Source organism: Curtobacterium sp. 22159 (assembly GCF_052045775.1).
Classification (GTDB): domain Bacteria; phylum Actinomycetota; class Actinomycetes; order Actinomycetales; family Microbacteriaceae; genus Curtobacterium.
The window spans coordinates 214,720-231,725 of record NZ_JBQEPN010000004.1 but is presented as its reverse complement, the minus strand read 5'-3'; the positions used below and the strand labels follow the sequence as shown (position 1 = coordinate 231,725).

The 17,006-nt window shown below is 71.5% G+C and carries 15 protein-coding genes; 3 read left to right on the top strand and 12 right to left on the bottom strand.

Annotated features, from left to right (window positions below; genetic code table 11):
• Positions 1–71 precede the first annotated feature (71 nt).
• Positions 72–884, top strand: a complete 813-nt coding sequence (locus ACTJKO_RS06865; protein WP_440687016.1) for a DNA/RNA non-specific endonuclease — start codon at positions 72–74, stop codon at positions 882–884.
• Positions 885–945: 61 nt separating this feature from the next.
• Here ACTJKO_RS06865 and ACTJKO_RS06860 read toward each other — a convergent pair whose 3' ends face one another.
• From ACTJKO_RS06860 to glmS, 6 genes are all read right to left on the bottom strand, one after another.
• Entirely contained in the window at positions 946–2,448 is a 1,503-nt protein-coding gene (locus ACTJKO_RS06860) for a hypothetical protein (RefSeq protein ID WP_440687014.1), read from the bottom strand.
• A 140-nt stretch (positions 2,449–2,588) separates the two neighbouring features.
• Positions 2,589–3,044: a tRNA (adenosine(37)-N6)-threonylcarbamoyltransferase complex ATPase subunit type 1 TsaE gene (gene tsaE, locus ACTJKO_RS06855; RefSeq protein WP_440687097.1), complete on the bottom strand. Its 456-nt coding sequence runs from the start codon at positions 3,042–3,044 to the stop codon at positions 2,589–2,591.
• A gap of 41 nt (positions 3,045–3,085) precedes the next feature.
• The gene (gene alr, locus ACTJKO_RS06850) at positions 3,086–4,246 is read right to left on the bottom strand and encodes an alanine racemase (protein ID WP_440687012.1); all 1,161 of its coding nucleotides are present in this window, start codon (positions 4,244–4,246) and stop codon (positions 3,086–3,088) included.
• Positions 4,243–5,346, bottom strand: coding sequence for an alanine racemase (gene alr, locus ACTJKO_RS06845; RefSeq protein WP_440687010.1), 1,104 nt, complete (start codon positions 5,344–5,346; stop codon positions 4,243–4,245). Before alr (ACTJKO_RS06845) ends, alr (ACTJKO_RS06850) begins: the two co-directional genes overlap by 4 nt.
• 150 nt (positions 5,347–5,496) lie before the next feature.
• Positions 5,497–5,871: a holo-ACP synthase gene (locus ACTJKO_RS06840; RefSeq protein ID WP_440687008.1), complete on the bottom strand. Its 375-nt coding sequence runs from the start codon at positions 5,869–5,871 to the stop codon at positions 5,497–5,499.
• Between the two features lie 6 nt (positions 5,872–5,877).
• A complete protein-coding gene (gene glmS / locus ACTJKO_RS06835; RefSeq protein ID WP_440687006.1) occupies positions 5,878–7,725 on the bottom strand; it encodes a glutamine--fructose-6-phosphate transaminase (isomerizing) in 1,848 nt (615 codons plus the stop codon).
• A 70-nt stretch (positions 7,726–7,795) separates the two neighbouring features.
• Here glmS and ACTJKO_RS06830 point away from each other — a divergent pair, with 70 nt between their 5' ends.
• Both ACTJKO_RS06830 and coaA read left to right on the top strand, forming a co-directional pair.
• On the top strand, positions 7,796–8,281 hold the full coding sequence (locus ACTJKO_RS06830) for a glutathione peroxidase (RefSeq protein ID WP_440687004.1): 486 nt from the start codon (positions 7,796–7,798) through the stop codon (positions 8,279–8,281).
• 83 nt (positions 8,282–8,364) lie between these two features.
• Positions 8,365–9,309 (top strand): type I pantothenate kinase, encoded by a 945-nt coding sequence (gene coaA, locus ACTJKO_RS06825; RefSeq protein WP_440687002.1) that lies wholly within the window; start codon positions 8,365–8,367, stop codon positions 9,307–9,309.
• A 118-nt stretch (positions 9,310–9,427) separates the two neighbouring features.
• On the opposite strand, the gene glmM is transcribed toward coaA, so the two are convergent.
• From glmM to truA, 6 genes are all read right to left on the bottom strand, one after another.
• Positions 9,428–10,801: a phosphoglucosamine mutase gene (gene glmM, locus ACTJKO_RS06820; RefSeq protein WP_440687000.1), complete on the bottom strand. Its 1,374-nt coding sequence runs from the start codon at positions 10,799–10,801 to the stop codon at positions 9,428–9,430.
• 22 nt (positions 10,802–10,823) lie between these two features.
• A complete protein-coding gene (rpsI, locus tag ACTJKO_RS06815) occupies positions 10,824–11,309 on the bottom strand; it encodes a 30S ribosomal protein S9 (RefSeq protein ID WP_440686998.1) in 486 nt (161 codons plus the stop codon).
• A gap of 38 nt (positions 11,310–11,347) precedes the next feature.
• A complete protein-coding gene (gene rplM, locus ACTJKO_RS06810) occupies positions 11,348–11,794 on the bottom strand; it encodes a 50S ribosomal protein L13 (protein WP_022904636.1) in 447 nt (148 codons plus the stop codon).
• A gap of 207 nt (positions 11,795–12,001) precedes the next feature.
• Positions 12,002–15,118: an ExeM/NucH family extracellular endonuclease gene (locus ACTJKO_RS06805; protein ID WP_440686996.1), complete on the bottom strand. Its 3,117-nt coding sequence runs from the start codon at positions 15,116–15,118 to the stop codon at positions 12,002–12,004.
• 129 nt (positions 15,119–15,247) lie between these two features.
• Positions 15,248–15,994, bottom strand: coding sequence for an MBL fold metallo-hydrolase (locus ACTJKO_RS06800; protein WP_440686994.1), 747 nt, complete (start codon positions 15,992–15,994; stop codon positions 15,248–15,250).
• Positions 15,991–16,881, bottom strand: coding sequence for a tRNA pseudouridine(38-40) synthase TruA (truA, locus tag ACTJKO_RS06795; protein WP_440686992.1), 891 nt, complete (start codon positions 16,879–16,881; stop codon positions 15,991–15,993). Before truA ends, ACTJKO_RS06800 begins: the two co-directional genes overlap by 4 nt.
• Between the last annotated feature and the right edge of the window lie 125 nt (positions 16,882–17,006).

The window sequence follows — 17,006 nt, the reverse complement described above, 5'->3', positions numbered from 1 at the left end:
CATCGTAGGCGGTACCGCGTGAACACCCCGCGGCCACCTGAGCGTCATCGGCGGGCGGTAGAACCTGCTGCATGGACGGATACGACCCCGGATTCCTCGGCCCCGACGTGGCGTTGCCGCTCCCGCCGTCCGTACGACCGACGACCGTGCTGCCGTACACGCACTTCACCGTCGTGTTCGAGCCGGCGCGCAGACTCGCTGCCTCCACTGCCGCGAACCTCGACGGCGGGGCGGTCCGTGACCTGGACCGAGCGGACGACTGGCACCTCGATCCCCGCGTGCCGGCGGACGAGCAGGCCGGGCCTGACGTGTACGCGCGGAACGACCTCGACCGAGGTCACCTCGTCCGGCGACGCGATCCCGTGTGGGGCGATGACGGGGCCCGAGCGAACGAGGACACCTTCGTCTACACGAACGCTGCTCCGCAGGCCGCTGCGTTCAACCAGGGCGAGAACCTGTGGGCGGGCGTCGAGGACCACGTCCTGCAGTACGCGGAGGTGAACCGGCTGCGCGTCTCGGTGTTCACCGGGCCGGTCTTCGCGGACGACGATCCGCTGTACCGGGGCGTTCGGATCCCGCGGCTCTTCTGGAAGGTCGCGGCGTGGGCGACCAGCGGTGGCGCCGATCTGGCGGCGGCCGGGTTCGTCCTCGACCAGACCCCGTCGCTCGACCGGATCGACCTCGAATCGGTCGGCGCCGGCGATCCTCCGCCGCTCGGGCCGTTCCGCACGTTCCAGGTGCCGGTCGCGCACATCGCTGCGCTGACCGACCTCGACCTCGGGCCGCTCGTGGCAGCCGACCGGATGCCGCCGGTGCCCTCGGCTGTGGCGGAGGAGCGGGGTGGCTGGCGGGAGCTCAGGACGCTGGCCGACACGATGCTCTGAGCGGCGCGGGTGGCACGGGACGGGGCCGGGCCGCATCGCGACCCGGCCCCGTCCGGCGTGCTCAGCGCGCGAGGATCGCCGGGCTCGTGCCGCTCGCGAGGCCGACTCCGAACGAGGTCGCCGCGTTCGTGTTCGTCACGGTCCACAGGTCGCTGGAGTTCGTCTGCACCGCGATGACGTAGCCGCTGCCGACCGCCGCGATCGACGGACTCGTGTCCGACGCCATCCCGATCGAGAAGTGCGTCGCCGCGTTCGCGTTCGTGACGCTCCACAGGTCGCCGTTGTTCGCCTGAGCAGCGACGACGTACCCGCTCGACGTGGCGAGGATCGCCGGGCTGGTGCCGGCCTGCATCCCGATGTGGAAGGCGGTGGCCGCCTGCGTGTTCGTGATCGTCCACAGCACGTTCGTGTTCGTCTGCACCGCCACGGTGTACCCGCCGGAGGTCGCCGCGATCGAAGGACTCGTGCCGGCAGCCATCCCCACGTCGAACGCTGTCGCGGCCTTCGTGTTCGTGATCGTCCAGAGCTTGCCGGTGTTCGTCTGCACGGCAACGGTGTAGCCGCCCGGAGTCGCGACGATCGATGGGCTCGTGCCGGCTGCCATGCCCACGTCGAACGACGTCGCAGCCTGCGTGTTCGTGATCGTCCACAGCTTGCCGCCGTTGGTCTGCACCGCGATCACGTACCCGCCACCGGACGTCGCGATGATGGACGGGCTCGTGCCCGCCTTCATGCCGACCGGGAAGTGCGTCGCGGCTCCGCCGGAGGTGATGGACCAGAGGTCACCTCCGGACGCCTGGAACGCGATGACGTACGAGCTGCTCGAAAGGCTGGCGATCGCCGGGCTCGTACCCGCCGCGACACCGACGGGGAAGGACGTCGCCGCCTTGCCCGCGGTGATGCTCCAGAGCCCGGTCTGCTTGACGTGGCCGGCGGTCACGTACGACCCGGTCGGCGTCGGCGCGTTCGGGATGCCAGGGCCGTACGTCGCACCCGGGTCCGACGAGTTGTGCGTCCCCGCCGGGGCGGTTCCGCGAGGGGTCCACTGACCCGGGTCCGCGATGAACGCCGGGGCCACGGACTGCAGCGCGCCCTTGTAGGCACCGTCGTTGTACGTGGTCCACGGGCTGAAGGACTCGCCGGCCGCGACGTACTTCGCGAACGCGGCCTCTGCGTTGTTCCACGGGTCGAGCATCTGGAAGTCCTGGCCGTACTGCGGGACCGAATCGCCGCAGGTGATCTGCCAGAGCCCCCATCCCGCTCGGTCACTCCCGCTCCCGCAGTAGCCGACTCCCTGCTGGATCGCGCCCGGGTTGCCCCCGCTCTCCTCGATGGCGATCGCCGCCGCGGTCTGCGCGCTCGCGGCAGTGCCGCCCGCGTCGATCCAGAACCCTTCGATCGCTGCGTACGAGAGCGCTCCGCTCCCGCCGGACGCCGCCGAGGCGGGCGTGGTGGTGGTCAACGCAGCCCCTGCGATGACCAGTACGCCCGCGGCGAGGCCGCCGAGCACCTTGATGGACGTCGTTCCCCTGCGCCGTGTGACCGGCGCTTCCCCTGTCGTCATGGACTCAGGCTGGCCTGCAGCGTCAACGGCGGCCGCCACGCGGTCTGTGAGAACCACCCTGTTCGTGAGAGTTCCCCAAGTTATGCCGTGGGGCTTCGGGCGGCGGCCCAACTCGTTCTCCGCCGAGCCTCAGCTTCAGGTCACAGGAGCACACTGTCCCAGCGAGGTCCCGTCGCCGTGACGACGACGCGACGCGGCTCGTCCGGCACGTCGTCGGGGTCGAGCTCGTCGGCAGCGTCCGCTCCTGCACCCGTCGTCCGGACGATCTCGACGTCGAGCACGCTGTCGGAGATGCCGTCGACGAAGCCCCGCCCCCACTCCACCACGACGATCGAGGCGTCCCAGTCGAGGTCGAGGTCGTCGAGCTCCACCGGGTCCGACAGGCGGTAGGCGTCCACGTGCACGAGGTCCGGGCCGGCCGTCGTCGGGTGGGTCCGCGCGAGCACGAACGTCGGACTGGACACCTGACCCCGAGCGCCGAGGGCCGCACCGAGCCCACGCGTCAGGGTCGTCTTCCCGGCGCCCAGCGGGCCGGTCAGCACGACGAGGTCGCCGGCGCGCAGGACCGCGGCGAGCCGAGCCCCGAGTGCACCCATCTCGGCGGTGGACGCGACGACGGTGTCGAGCAGGACCGTGCTCACTGCTCGCCCCGGAGGTACTCGGCGACGCGCCCCTCCACCCGGTGCCCCTCGTACACGCGGGGGACGCGGGAGCCGATGCGGCAGACGATCTCCTCACCGATGGTGCCGAGCGCGTCACCCCACTCGAGGACGGTCATCTCGTCGTGCTCCCCCGTGCCGAACAGCACGACGGTGTCGCCGGTGCGCACGTCGTCGTCCCCGACGTCGACGAGGAACTGGTCCATCGCCACCCGTCCGGCGATCGGGTAGCGCTTGCCGCCGATCGCCACCTCGACCCGCCCCTGCGCCAGGCGTGGCACACCATCGGCGTACCCGACCGGCACGAGCGCCAGGGTCGTCTCGGTGGTCGTCCGGTACGTGTAGTCGTACGAGACACCCGTGCCGACGGGGACGCGCTTCGTCTTCGCCACCGACGCGGTGAGGGTCATCACGGGTTCGAGCCCGAGGTCGGCCGCCGAGACGCCGTCGGCGCCGGGGATGCCGAACAGGTTGGCACCCATGCGGACCATGTCCTTGCGGAACTCCTTGCGCTCCAGACCGGCGAGCGACGCCGCGACGTGCTCCGTCGGGATGTCCAGCCCGAGGTCTTCCGCCTGCTCGACCGCCGCGTCGAACAGCGCGACCGCCGAGGCGTCCTCGTCGTCCGAGGACTCCGCCAGGTGCGTGTACGCGGCGACGACCTCGATGCGTCCGGCACGCTGGGCGTCGAGGGCGAGCGACACGAGTGCGGGCCAGTCGTCCGGCGTCGCCCCGTCGCGGTGCAGCCCCGAGTCGAACCCGAGGTGCACGCGGGCGGGCCGCTGGTCGACGGCGTCGATGACCCGCTGGAGTTCCGGCACGTTCGAGACGCCGAGGTCGACCGCCGAGTCGACGGCGTCGCGGAAGTCGAGCGCAGGGTCGTGCTGCCAGGTGAAGAGGTGCACGTCCTCGCCGACACCGACCGACCGCAGCCGCAGGGCTGCCGGGACCGTGAGCACGCCGATCCACCGGATGCCCGCGTCGACGGCGGCGAGGGCGATCGGTTCGAGGCCGTGCCCGTACGCGTCGGCCTTCATGATGGCCATCAGCTCGACGGGGTCCATCCACTCCCGCACGAGGTCGAGGTTGGCCCGGTAGGCGTCGAGGTCGATCTGGGCCCGTCGCAGCGGGGCGTTCACGTCGTCCTCCGTTCCACGCTGCGGCCGACCCGGGCGACCACCTCGTAGTTGATCGTGCCGACCGCAGCCGCCCAGTCCTCCACCGCGGGGTCGCCGTTCGCCGGGTCGCCCCAGAGCACGGCCTCGTCGCCCGTCCGGACGTCGGCGTCACCGATGTCGACGTGCATCGCGTTCATCGCGACCCGACCCACCACGGGGAACATCCGGTCGCCGATCCGCACCGACACCCGGTTGCCGAAGTCGCGGTCGAACCCGTCGGCGTACCCGAGACCGATCACCGCGAGTCGGGTGTCCTCGGTCGCCCGCCAGGTGTACCCGTAGCTCGCGCCCTCACCGGCGCGGACCGGCACGGTGCGCAGGACCGACGCGGTCACGCGCATCGCCGGACGCAGCCCGAGGTCCGCCGAGGTGCGGTCCGGGAACGGGCTGAGCCCGTAGAGCGCGAGTCCGACCCGGGCGACGTCGCGTCGGGTCTCGGGGACAGCGATGCTCGCGGCGCTGGCGGCGAGGTGCACCATGTCGGGCACGATGCCGTTCGCGGCGAGACCGTCGAGGGCACGCTGGAGCGCAGCGTCCTGGTCGAGGTCGTCCGAGCGGGACGCGTTCGACAGGTGCGACATGAGCCCCTCGACGTGGGTCCGGCCGCCGCTCCGGACGATCCGCCCCGCCGTGGCGAACAGCTCCGCCCACTCGGACTCGACCGCACCGTTGCGGCTCAGTCCGGTGTCCACGCAGATGTGCACCGCGGGGACCTCGGAGTCGGCCGCGGCGGAGAGCTGGTCGACGCTCGACACCGCCGGGGTGATGCCGTACTGGGCGGCGCGCCGGAAGTCCTCGTCGGGGGCGTGCAGCCACGCGAGGATCCGGACGCCCTCGTCGATGCCCGCGTGCCGGAGCGCGATGCCCTCGTCGATGTCCGCGACGCCGAGCCACTCCGCGCCGGCGTCCACGAAGGCCTGCGCGGCCTCGGCTGCGCCGTGGCCGTACCCGTTGGCCTTGACGACCGCGATGACGCCGGACGGGGCCACCCGCTCGGCGACCGTCGCGTAGTTGGCGATGAGCGCCTCCCGGTCGACGGTGATGCCGGTGAACGCGCTCACGACGCGACCCCCTCGCCCGGCTCGGCGATGAGCGACCGGACCAACACCGGACGATCGAGGGCGTTCCCCGTGAACGCGCTCACCGCGCACCCCCTGCCCGGAGGCGCTGGTTCCGCCGCGCCGATCGGCGCGGCCTGCGTGTGTGGCTGGTCAATCCGACTTCCCTTCGATGACCACGAACGCCGTCGCGATCCCTCCATCGTGCGACAGCGACAGGTGCACGGTCGAGACGCCGCGCTGCTCGGCGACCTGCCGCGCCCCCTGGTGCAGTGTGAGCGACGGGTTCCGCTGGTCGTCCGACACGACCTCGAGGTCCTGCCAGCTCAGCCCCGCGCTCGACCCGAACGCCTTGATCAGCGCCTCTTTCGCCGCGAACCGTGCCGCGAGCGACGCGATCGGCCGCGGTTCCCCGTCGCGCACGAGCTCGGACGGCGTGAAGAGCCGCGTGCGCATCGCCGGGGTCCGGCCGAGCACCCGCTCGAACCGGTCCAGGTCGACCACGTCGACCCCGATGCCGATGATCATCGCCGACTACTCGACGGTGACCGACTTCGCGAGGTTGCGCGGCTGGTCGACGTCGAGACCCTTCGCAGCCGCGAGCTCCATGCCGAACATGTGCAGCGGCGCCACGGCCAGCAGCGGCTCGAACAGCGGCGTCGCGAGCGGGATCCGCAGGACCTCGTCCGCGAAGGGCAGCACGGCGGCGTCGCCCTCTTCGGCGATGGCGATCACCCGAGCACCGCGGGCACGGATCTCCTGGATGTTCGACACGACCTTCGGGTGCAGCGACCGCGGGTCACGCGGCGACGGCACGATCACGAACACGATCTGCCCCGGCTCGATCAGCGCGATCGGGCCGTGCTTGAGCTCACCGGCGGCGAAGCCCTCGGCGTGGATGTACGCGAGCTCCTTGAGCTTGAGCGCACCCTCGAGCGCGATCGGGTACCCGACGTGACGCCCCAGGAAGAGCACGCTCCGGGTGTCGGCCATCCACCGGGCGAGGTCCGCGATGCCGGACGCGTCCTCGATGGTCTGCTGCAGCTTCGGCGCGAGCCCTTCCAGCTCGGCGACCTGCTCAGCGATCTGCTCGGCGGTGAGCGTGCCCCGCAGCGTGGCGAGGTGCAGCCCGAGCAGGTACAGCGCGACGCCCTGCGCGATGAACGCCTTCGTCGACGCGACGGCGACCTCGGGCCCGGCGTGCGTGTAGATCACCGCGTCGGACTCGCGCGGGATCGTCGCGCCCTGGGTGTTGCAGATCGACAGGACCTGGGCGCCCTGCTCACGCGCGTACTTCACGGCCATGAGCGTGTCCATCGTCTCGCCCGACTGACTGATCGACACCACGAGCGTGCGGTCGTTCAGCACCGGGTCGCGGTAGCGGAACTCGTGGGCGAGCTCGACCTCGACCGGGACGCGGGCCCACTGCTCGATGGCGTACTTGCCGAGGATCCCCGCGTAGGCCGCGGTGCCGCAGGCGATCACGATGACCCGGTCGACCTGCTGCAGCCGCTCGGCGATCGGGTCGAGGTCGGTCAGCGTGACGGCGCCGTCGTGCACGCGGCCGAGGATCGTCTTCGCGACGGCCTCGGGCTCCTCGCTGATCTCCTTCGCCATGAACGACGTCCAACCGCCCTTGTCGGCGGCGGAGGCGTCCCAGTTCACCTCGAACTCGCTCGGCGAGGCCGGGGTGCCGTCGAAGTGGATGACGTCGACGCCGTCGGGGCGGATCGTGGCGATCTCGTCCTGCCCGATGGCCAGGGCACGCTGCGTGTACGCGACGAACGCGGCGACGTCCGAGCCCATGAAGTTCTCGCCGTCGCCGAGCCCCACCACGAGCGGGGAGTTGCGGCGGGCACCGACGACCACACCGGGCTGGTCGGCGTGCACCACGAGGAGGGTGAAGGCGCCCTCGAGTCGCTGGACGACCTGCTGCATGGCGGCCGTCAGGTCACCGGTCTGCCGGAACGCCCTCGCGACGAGGTGCGCGGCGACCTCGGAGTCGGTCTCGCTGAGGAACTCGACGCCCTCGTCGAGGAGCTCCTGCTTCAGCTCGGAGAAGTTCTCGATGATGCCGTTGTGGATGAGGGCGAGCTTGCCGCCGTCGGCCAGGTGCGGGTGCGCGTTGCCGTCGGTCGGGCCGCCGTGCGTCGCCCAGCGGGTGTGGCCGATGCCCGTCCCGCCGTCGGCGATCGGGTGCGTCTCGAGCTCGTCGACGAGGGCCTGGAGCTTGCCCGCCTTCTTCGCCGACGCGAGCTCGTGCGCCCCGTCCACGACGGCGATGCCCGCCGAGTCGTAGCCGCGGTACTCGAGCCGACGGAGACCACCGAGGAGCACGTCCTGGCTGCTGTTGCTGCCGACGTAGCCGACGATTCCACACATGGGACCGATCCTACGGTCTGCCTGGACACCGACCCTGCGAAGCAGCAGGGCTGGGGATAACGTTTGGCACATGGGACGGTTCGACGACATCGCGATCACGACGCTGCACGGCGAGCACACCACGTTCGGCGCCTTCGCGGACAAGGCCGTGCTCGTGGTGAACGTGGCGTCACGCTGTGGTCTCGCGCCGCAGTACGAGCAGCTCGAGGCGCTCCAGAAGGAGTACGGCCCGCGCGGCTTCACCGTCCTGGGCTTCCCGAGCAACCAGTTCCTGCAGGAGCTCGGCTCGTCGGAGGCGATCGAGGAGTACTGCTCCACCACGTGGGGCGTCACCTTCCCGATGTCGGAGAAGGTCAAGGTCAACGGCAAGGGTGCGCACCCGCTCTACCAGGCCCTCAAGGAGACCCCGGACGCGTCCGGCAAGGCCGGCCGGGTCACGTGGAACTTCGAGAAGTTCCTGGTCGCCCCCGACGGCAGGGTCACCCGCTTCCGTCCCACCACGAAGCCGGACGCCCCCGAGGTCGTCGCCGCCATCGAGGCGGCGCTCCCCGCCTGACGGTGACGGGAGGCGCGGTGCGCGTGGGCGGACCCGCTCACCCGCACCGCGCCTCCCGGCCCCACCTGGGTACGCTCGACCCCATGCCGATCTCGGAGACCACCGTCGCGCACCCGACCCCGTTCGTGGAGATCCCGCGCGACGAGTGGTCGCAACTCGCCCCGAAGGAGCACCTCTCCCTCACCGAGACCGAGATCGTGCAGCTGCGCGGGCTCGGGGACCGCCTCGACATGCAGGAGGTGCAGGAGGTCTACCTGCCGCTCTCCCGGCTGCTGACCCTGTACGCGGCCGGTGCGCGGGACCTGCACGCGGAGACGAGTCGCTTCCTCGGTGAGCGGGCCGGTCGGACGCCGTTCGTGATCGGCGTCGCGGGCTCCGTGGCCGTCGGCAAGAGCACCGTCGCGCGACTGCTGCGCGAGCTGACGAAGCGGTGGCCGGACACCCCGCGCGTCGAGCTCGTGACGACGGACGGGTTCCTGTACCCGAACGCCGAGCTGGAGCGGCGCGGGATCATGGACCGCAAGGGCTTCCCGGAGTCCTACGACCGCCGGTCCCTGCTGCGCTTCGTCAGCCAGGTGAAGAGCGGCGCAGCGGAGGTGCGCGCGCCGTTCTACTCGCACCTCGTCTACGACATCGTGCCCGACGCCGAGATCGTCGTCCGGCAGCCGGACATCCTCATCGTCGAGGGCCTGAACGTGCTCGCCCCGCCGGTGCACGGGCGGCTCGCACTCTCCGACCTGTTCGACTTCACCATCTACGTGGACGCGAAGACGAAGGACATCGAGTCCTGGTACGTCGACCGGTTCCTGGCCCTGCAGGAGGAGGCGTTCGCCAGCCCGGACTCGTTCTTCCACCGGTTCGCGTCGCTGTCCCGGGAGGACGCGATCCGCACCGCGACCGAGGTGTGGCGCGCGATCAACGAGCCGAACCTCATCGAGAACGTGTTGCCGACGCGCTCCCGGGCGACCCTCGTGCTCAAGAAGGGCGCGAACCACAAGGTGAACTCGGTGTTGCTCCGCAAGATCTGAGCGCGGGGGCGCGGGGCGGGCGCCTGCGACGAACCACGAAAGCGACATCGAACCGACCGCGGGGCCTGGTTCGATGTCGCTTTCGTGGTTCGGAGCGCAGGGGCCGCGGCGCCGCGCGCTACGCCGCGTCGAGCGCCAGCCGCTCCTGCACCACGGCGGCGAGCTCGTCGGCGATGCGCTGCGCGTCCTCCTGCGAAGCCGCCTCGACCATCACGCGGACGACCGGCTCGGTGCCCGACGGACGCAGGAGCACCCGGCCGGAGTCCCCGAGCGCGGCGGTGGCGGCAGCGATCGCGTCCTGCACGCCCTCGTCGTCGAGCCCGTGCCGGTCGACACCGCGCACGTTGACGAGCACCTGCGGGAACACGGTCATGCACGCCGCGAGCTCCTGCAGGGACTTCCCCGTGCGGGCCATCTCGGCGACGAGGTGCAGCCCGGTGAGGATGCCGTCGCCCGTCGTGGCGTAGTCGTTGAAGATGACGTGGCCGGACTGCTCGCCACCGAGCGAGAACCCGCCCTCGACCATCTTCTCGAGCACGTAGCGGTCACCGACGGCGGTCTGCAGGACCGTGATGCCGGCATCGGCCATCGCGCGGGTGAGCCCGAGGTTGGACATCACGGTGGCGACCAGCGTGTCGGAGGCCAGCTGGCCGCGTTCCTTCAGGGACAGCGCGAGGATCGCCATGATCTGGTCGCCGTCGATCGCGTTGCCGGCGGCGTCGACCGCGAGGCAGCGGTCCGCGTCTCCGTCGTGCGCGATGCCGACGTCCGCGCCGTGCTCGAGCACCGCACGGGCGAGGTTGTCGATGTGCGTGGAACCGACACCGTCGTTGATGTTCATGCCGTCGGGCTCCGCGCCGATGAGCGTCACGCGGGCTCCGGCGTTGACGAAGACCTCCGGCGAGACGCCGGCGGCGGCACCGTTCGCGCAGTCGAGCACGACGTGGAGCCCCGCGAGCCGGTTCGGGAGCGTCGCGAGCAGGTGGACGACGTAGCGGTCCTCGGCGTCGGCGAACCGGGTGATCCGGCCGACCTCGCCGCCGGTGGGCGTGGGCGCGGAGTGGTCATGCATGGCCGCTTCGATGCGGTCCTCGACCTCGTCCGGGAGCTTCCGGCCGCCCGTGGCGAAGAACTTGATCCCGTTGTCGGGCGCGGGGTTGTGCGACGCGGAGATCATGACGCCGAAGTCGGCGTCGATGTCCGCGACGAGGAACGCCGCAGCGGGGGTGGGGATGACCCCGGCGTCGAGGACGTCGACGCCTGCGGAGGCGAGCCCGGCCGCGACCGCGGAGCCCAGGAACTCGCCGGAGACGCGCGGGTCGCGCGCCAGGACCGCGCGGGGGCGCGGCCGGCCGGACGCCCGACGGGCGTCCGCATGGTGTCCGTGCGTGAGCACGGCCGCGCTGGCCTGGGCGAGACCCAGAGCCAGCGCGGCCGTCAGCTCGCCGTTGGCGAGACCACGAACGCCGTCGGTACCGAACAGACGCGGCATTGCGATCGGGTTCGTCGAGCGACTAGCGCTTCGAGAACTGCGAGGCCTTGCGGGCCTTCTTGAGACCGGCCTTCTTGCGCTCGATGACGCGGGCGTCGCGGGTGAGGAAGCCGGCCTTCTTGAGGGTCGGACGGTTGTTCTCGCGGTCGATCTCGTTCAGCGCACGCGCGATGGCGAGGCGGAGCGCACCGGCCTGACCCGAGGGGCCGCCACCCGTGATGCGGGCGGTGACGTCGTAGGCGCCGAGGAGCTCGAGCACCTTGAACGGGTCGTTGATGAGCTGCTGGTGCAGCTTGTTCGGGAAGTAGTCCTCCAGCGAACGGCCGTTCACCTTGAACTCGCCGCCGCCCGGCACGAGGCGGACGCGGGCGATGGCCTCCTTGCGGCGCCCGACGGCACCGCCGGAGACGTTGAGGATCTGGCGGGGAGCGGCCTCGGAAGCCGCCGGGGCGCTCTCCGTGGTGAAGCTCTCCGGGGTCTGGTCGAGGGAGTCAGCGATCTGAGCCATGAGTTTTCTCTAGTCCTTGGAAGTCGTCGTGGCCGTCGTTACTGCGCGACCTGGTCGAAGGTGTACGCCTTGGGCTGCTGCGCGGCGTGCGGGTGCTCCGCGCCGGCGTAGACCTTCAGCTTCTTGAGCTGCTCACGACCGAGGGTGTTCTTCGGCAGCATGCCGCGGATCGCCTTCTCGACGGCGCGGGTCGGGTGCTTCTCGAGCATCTCCGGGTAGGAGGTCGCCGTGAGGCCGCCCGGGTAGCCCGAGTGACGGTAGTAGACCTTCTTCGCGAGCTTGGAGCCGGTGAGGGCGACCTTGTCCGCGTTGATGATGATGACGTAGTCACCCATGTCCATGTGCTGGGCGAAGGTGGCCTTGTGCTTGCCGCGCAGGAGCGCTGCGGCGTGCGTGGCGAGACGGCCGAGGACGACGTCGGTCGCGTCGATGACGATCCAGTCGTGCTGGACGTCTGCCGGCTTCGGGGAGAACGTGCGAGTCACAGGAGTGCTGCTTTCGTGTCGAGGTGAGGAGTCCGTGAATCCCGCTCCGGTGGGTGTTCCCGCTGGCGATGCCGGTGGGAACTGCCCGGTGGAGGGCTCATCTGACTGTCCGGCGCACAGGGCGCGCAGACCAAGGTGAGAGCCTACCCGATGCGGCCCGCCTTGTCGAACGCACGACGTGCCGGACGGGAGGTGACGCCGTGTCGATCAGACCGCGGAGCGCGCTCCACGGCGACGGCGGACGACGAGCACTCCCGCGCCGGACGCCAGGAGGAGCAGCGCGACCGCGATGCCGCCCGTCAGGTCGGCACCGGTGAACGCCAGCGCGCCCGTGACGGGGTCGATCGTGATGGTCGTCCACCCCAGGATCGTGCCGTCGGCAGCGGTGACCACGATGCGGTGCGTTCCCGCCGGTGCGTCGGACGGGATCGTGATGGACACCGTGCCGTCAGCGGCGACCGTCTCCGTGCCGAGCAGGACCGGCGTCAAGAACATCCACACCTGGACCCGCTTGCCGGCGTACCGGCTGCCGACGGTGACGGTGATCGTCTCGCCCGGACGGGCCGACGACGGGGCGGCGACCGAGCCGCGGTTCGCCTCGGTCAACGACGACTCCGACGGGGCGACGGGGGTCGCGCCACCGGCACCCGGCTCCGGGGCCGGCGTGGATCCGCTGCCGGGCGGGGTCGTGGTGCCCCCACCGGGCGTGCCACCGTCACCAGGCGTGCCACCGTCGCCGGGGGTCCCACCGTCACCAGGCGTGCCACCGTCGCCCGGGGTCCCGCCGTCACCCGGGGTGGTCGCGCCGCCGAGGTCGAAGCCGACGAGGATCGGGTCGTGGTCGCTCGCCCGGTACACGTCGTCCGTGTAGAGGATCGAGGCGTTGTAGTTGTAGCGGCTGTACTCCAGACCGACCGACTCCACCGAGTTGATGTTCCAGATGTCCACGCCGGTGACCTGCCGGAGTGCCGCCTTCGAAGCGAACACGTGGTCGAGCGAGCCGCTGAGGCCCGAGAAGACGTACGAGTACTCCGTGGAGTCGAGCGCGGGTCCGAGGTCGGTGTAGCCCGCGTCGTCGAGGACGACCACCGGGTCTTCCTTGCTGTAGGCGTTGAAGTCACCGAGCATGAACACCTTGTCGGTGCCGTACTGGGTCTGCATCGCCGACGAGAAGGTCACGAGTGCCTTCGCCTGTGCGACGCGCGACTTGTTCGACGCACCCTGGCCGTCACCCTGGTCGGCGTTCTCGCCGTCGCCCGAGCCCTTCGACTTGAAGTGGTTCGCGATGACGAGGAAGTCGTCGTCGGCCGTGCCGCCGACCGGGCGGAAGGCGTCGGCGACGGGCTGGCGGGCGTTGGCGAACGCGGCGTCGTCGAGGATCGTCGACTCGCCGACCGGCTGCACGCGGTCCTTCTTGTAGATGAGCGCGAGGCGGATGACGTCCTCGCTCGTCGGCACCTTCGCGGGCGACTTCACGTAGGCCCAGGTGTCCGTGCCGGTGGCGGCGTTGAGCGCGTCCACGAGCGTCGCGACCGCTGCGTCGCGCTGCTGACCGAAGCGGGCCGAGTTCTCGATCTCCTCGAGGGAGACGACGTCGGCACCGAGGCCGTTGATGGCCTTCACGATCTTCACCTGCTGGCGCAGGAAGTCCTCCTGCTGGGCGGCACCGCGGGCGTCGCAGCCGGAGTTGACCGTGACGGGGTCGCCGGCGCGGTCGGTGTAGTACGTGCACCCGGTGAGCTGGTCACCCGTCGTCGGGAAGTAGTTGAGCACGTTGAACCCGGCGAGCTTGACGTCGCCGCCGACGTCCTGCGGCGCGGGCTGCCGGACGTTCGAGAACGACACGGGCAGGTCCGCCGCCGGGGTCGCGCCGGTGATCGGCGCGGTGGGCTGGAACTTCCACGTGTCGTTGCGGTAGTCGAGCACGACCGGGTGGCTGAAGCTCGCCGCCGCACCGACGGTGACCGGCCCCTGGGTGAGCCAGGACACCGGGATGCTCTTGTTCGCCTGCGTCAGGAAGTTCGTGCTGGCGCCGTCGTCGAGCGTCACCGCGCGCGCAGCGTTGTCGGCCGCGGCGGCGACCGCCTCGGCGCTCCCCGGACGACCGACCTCGGTCGGCTGGATCAGCCGCTTCGACCCGCTCGCCAGGACGACCTCGCCGTACTGGTTCGTCGTGTAGTTGTCGGCGACGGTGTACGCGCCCTGCGGAGCGATGAGCATGCTCTCGAGGGACTCGCGCTGCGCGTCGGTCGTCGGGAACGCGACCGCTGCCGGCTGCGGTGCGGCGACGGTGTCGGTGAGCTTCGTCAGCGCCGACGCGTTCGTCACGGTGAGTTCGGTCAGGCCGTTGAACTCCGAGACCGCGCCGGTCAGCTGGACGTGGTCGCCCGTCCGGACGAGCCCGGCCGTGGCGGACGAGTACACGAACACGGCGTCGGAGGCGGTGTGCGATCCGAGATCGATCGTCCCGCCGGTTCCGGGCGTCTGGATCGTGTACCCGTTGAACCCGCCGGTGGCGTACACCGCGGTGACCACGCCGGACGTGGTGACGGTCTTCCCCACGTAGGGCGAGGTGTTCGTCGTGCCCTGGAGCTGCGCGATCGTGACGGTCTCGGCCGGGTCGGTCGTCCCGCCGTCACCCGGGTCGGTGGGGGTCGTCGGGATCGGCGTCGCCGTCTCGCCCGCGGCGTTCGTCGGCGTCGGGTCGGTCGTCAGCGAGAAGTCGACGGCGTTCGTGTCGGTGTCGCTGGTGCCCTGGCGGACGAACGCGTCGGGGACGCTGTTCGCCGTGGTCGTGGCGAACCGTGCACCCTCGAACGTCGTGGCCGTGCCGTAGCCGAACAGGTCGACGACGCCGTCGGTGCTGTCGGTGACGGAGCCGACCGGCAGCGTCAGCGGTGCGGTCGAGTCGGAGAGGACGAGCACGCCGCCGGAGCCGCCGGGGTTGAGGCCGAGCGTCACGTCCGGGGTCGGCAGGTTCTCCGTGGCGTTGGTGCCGTTGCTCGACAGCTGCGCGAGGTAGGTGCCGTGCGCGGGGACGGAGCCGGAGAGCGTGCCGACGGTCGCGGCACCGGTGCCGGTCGCGGAGCGGTACTGCAGTGACCATCCGGAGAGGTCGACGGCGGCGTCGGTCGGGTTGCCGATCTCGACGAACTTGTTCGCGAACGGCTGGTTCGCGCTGCCGCCCTTGACGTAGGCCTCCTCGATGACGAGGCCGGTACCGGCGGGGTTCGCGCTGGCGGCGGACACGGAGACGAGCGGAGCCACGAGCAACGTCGCGGCAGCCGTGGCGCACAGCAGGGTGCGCCCGACGGTTCTGTGCATGGGGACCTTCGGTGTCGAGGGGTCGTGGTGAACCCTCGAACCGTACAGACCTGCGGAGTCCCTCAGGTTGCGTTCAGGTGAATGATCACTCCCACCGGCCCTCGTGGGCCGCGCGGTGCGGACCGTCGGTCACGCGCCGACCGGCACCCACTCGGCCCCGACGCGGTGGACGGCCGGCCCGTGACCCGGCAGCAGGATCTCCGGGATGGGCAGCGCTCGGGCGGACTCGAGCGCCCGCTCCTGGTCGGCGGTGAAGAACGGCGTGATCATCCGGGGGCGCGGGGCCCACGACGCGGGTTGGGTGTCGTGCCGGGAGACCACGGCGTCGCCGGTCACGATGGCGTCCGCCGCGGGCAGGAGGTACGCCGTCGACCCGGCGGTGTGCCCCACGGCGGGGAACGGCGTGATCGCCCGACCCTCGAAGTCCCGCGCCGTGAACGCGCGCGCGGTCGGCACCGTCGTCGGCCGCAACGCCTCGGAGCGGACGGCACGGGTCAGCCAGCGGAGCACCCGTGGGCTCGCGAGGCGTCCGCCGATCTCGGCCGGCGTCACCTGCTGCCGCTCGGGCCCGCGGACGTTCGGCAGCTCGTCGGCGTGCGCGAGCACCTCCACGCGCGGGAACCGGGCGAGGATCCCGGGCAGGCCGCCGACGTGGTCGACGTGCCCGTGGGTGACGTACACGCGTCGCAGGTCGTCGACGTCGTGTCCGGCGTACCGGACGGTGTCGAGCACGAGGTCGGTGTCCGCCGGGTAGCCGGCGTCGACGAGGGCGACGCCGTCCTCCTCGGCGAGGACGACCCAGTTCGACACGGGCCCCTCGACGAAGACCACCCCGGGTGCGACGGAGACGACGGACCGGGGCTCGCGGGAACTCATCCCCCGACGGTACCGGCGCCGGGCTCGTCCTCGCTCCGACGCGCGCGGGTCTGCGACGCCCGTTCGGCCAGGTCCTCGTCGGCCGGGTAGCCGACCTCTGTGAGGGTCAGCCCCTTGGCCGGGGCGACCTTGAACTCGCTCGTCCGTGCACGGGCGACCCGGAGTTCCTCGAGGCGTTCGGCGCCGAACCGGCCCTCCCCCACCGCGATGGTCGCCCCGACCATGGCCCGGACCATGGAGTGGCAGAAGGCGTCGGCCTGGAGGCGCGCCACCAGCACGCCGTCCGGCTCGCGGTCCCAGCGGAACTCCTGCAGCGTCCTGATGGTGGTCGCGCCCTCGCGCGGCTTGCAGAACGTCGCGAAGTCGTGCAGCCCCAGCAGTCGCAGCGCCCCGCGCTCCATCGCTTCCGGGTCGAGACGCGCCGGGTGCCACACGGTGTGCCCTCGTCGTCGCGGGTCCCGGGGGGCGTCGGCGTCCGCGATCCGGTACGAGTAGCGCCGCCAGAGCGGGGAGAACCGGGCGTCGAACCCCTCGGGCGCGACGGAGGCCCGGGTGACGACGACGTCCCCGTCCGGGGCGGCGATCCCGTTGAGCCGCCGCACCAGGCCGTCGAGCGGTGACCGCTTGGCGGCGAGCGCCTCCCACTGCGACGTCGTGAGGTCGACGTGCGCGACCTGTCCGGTCGCGTGCACCCCGGCGTCGGTGCGCCCGGCGACGGTGAGCAGCGGCGGCGCACCCCATCGCGTGAAGACCGTGGCGAGCGCCGTCTCGAGCGCCCCCTGCACGGTCCGGAGCCCGGGCTGCCGGGCCCACCCGGAGAACGCGGCGCCGTCGTACGCGATGTCCAGGCGCAGGCGCACCGCGCCCGACTCGTCCGTCACGTCCACGCAGGCGAGCGTACCGGGGCCGCTGCGCGCCTCCCGTCCCGGCCGGCGAGCAGCGCGTGTCAGCGCACGTCAGCGCCACGTCAGTGCCGCGTGAGCGGCCCCGGGCACGATCGTCCTCGACATCG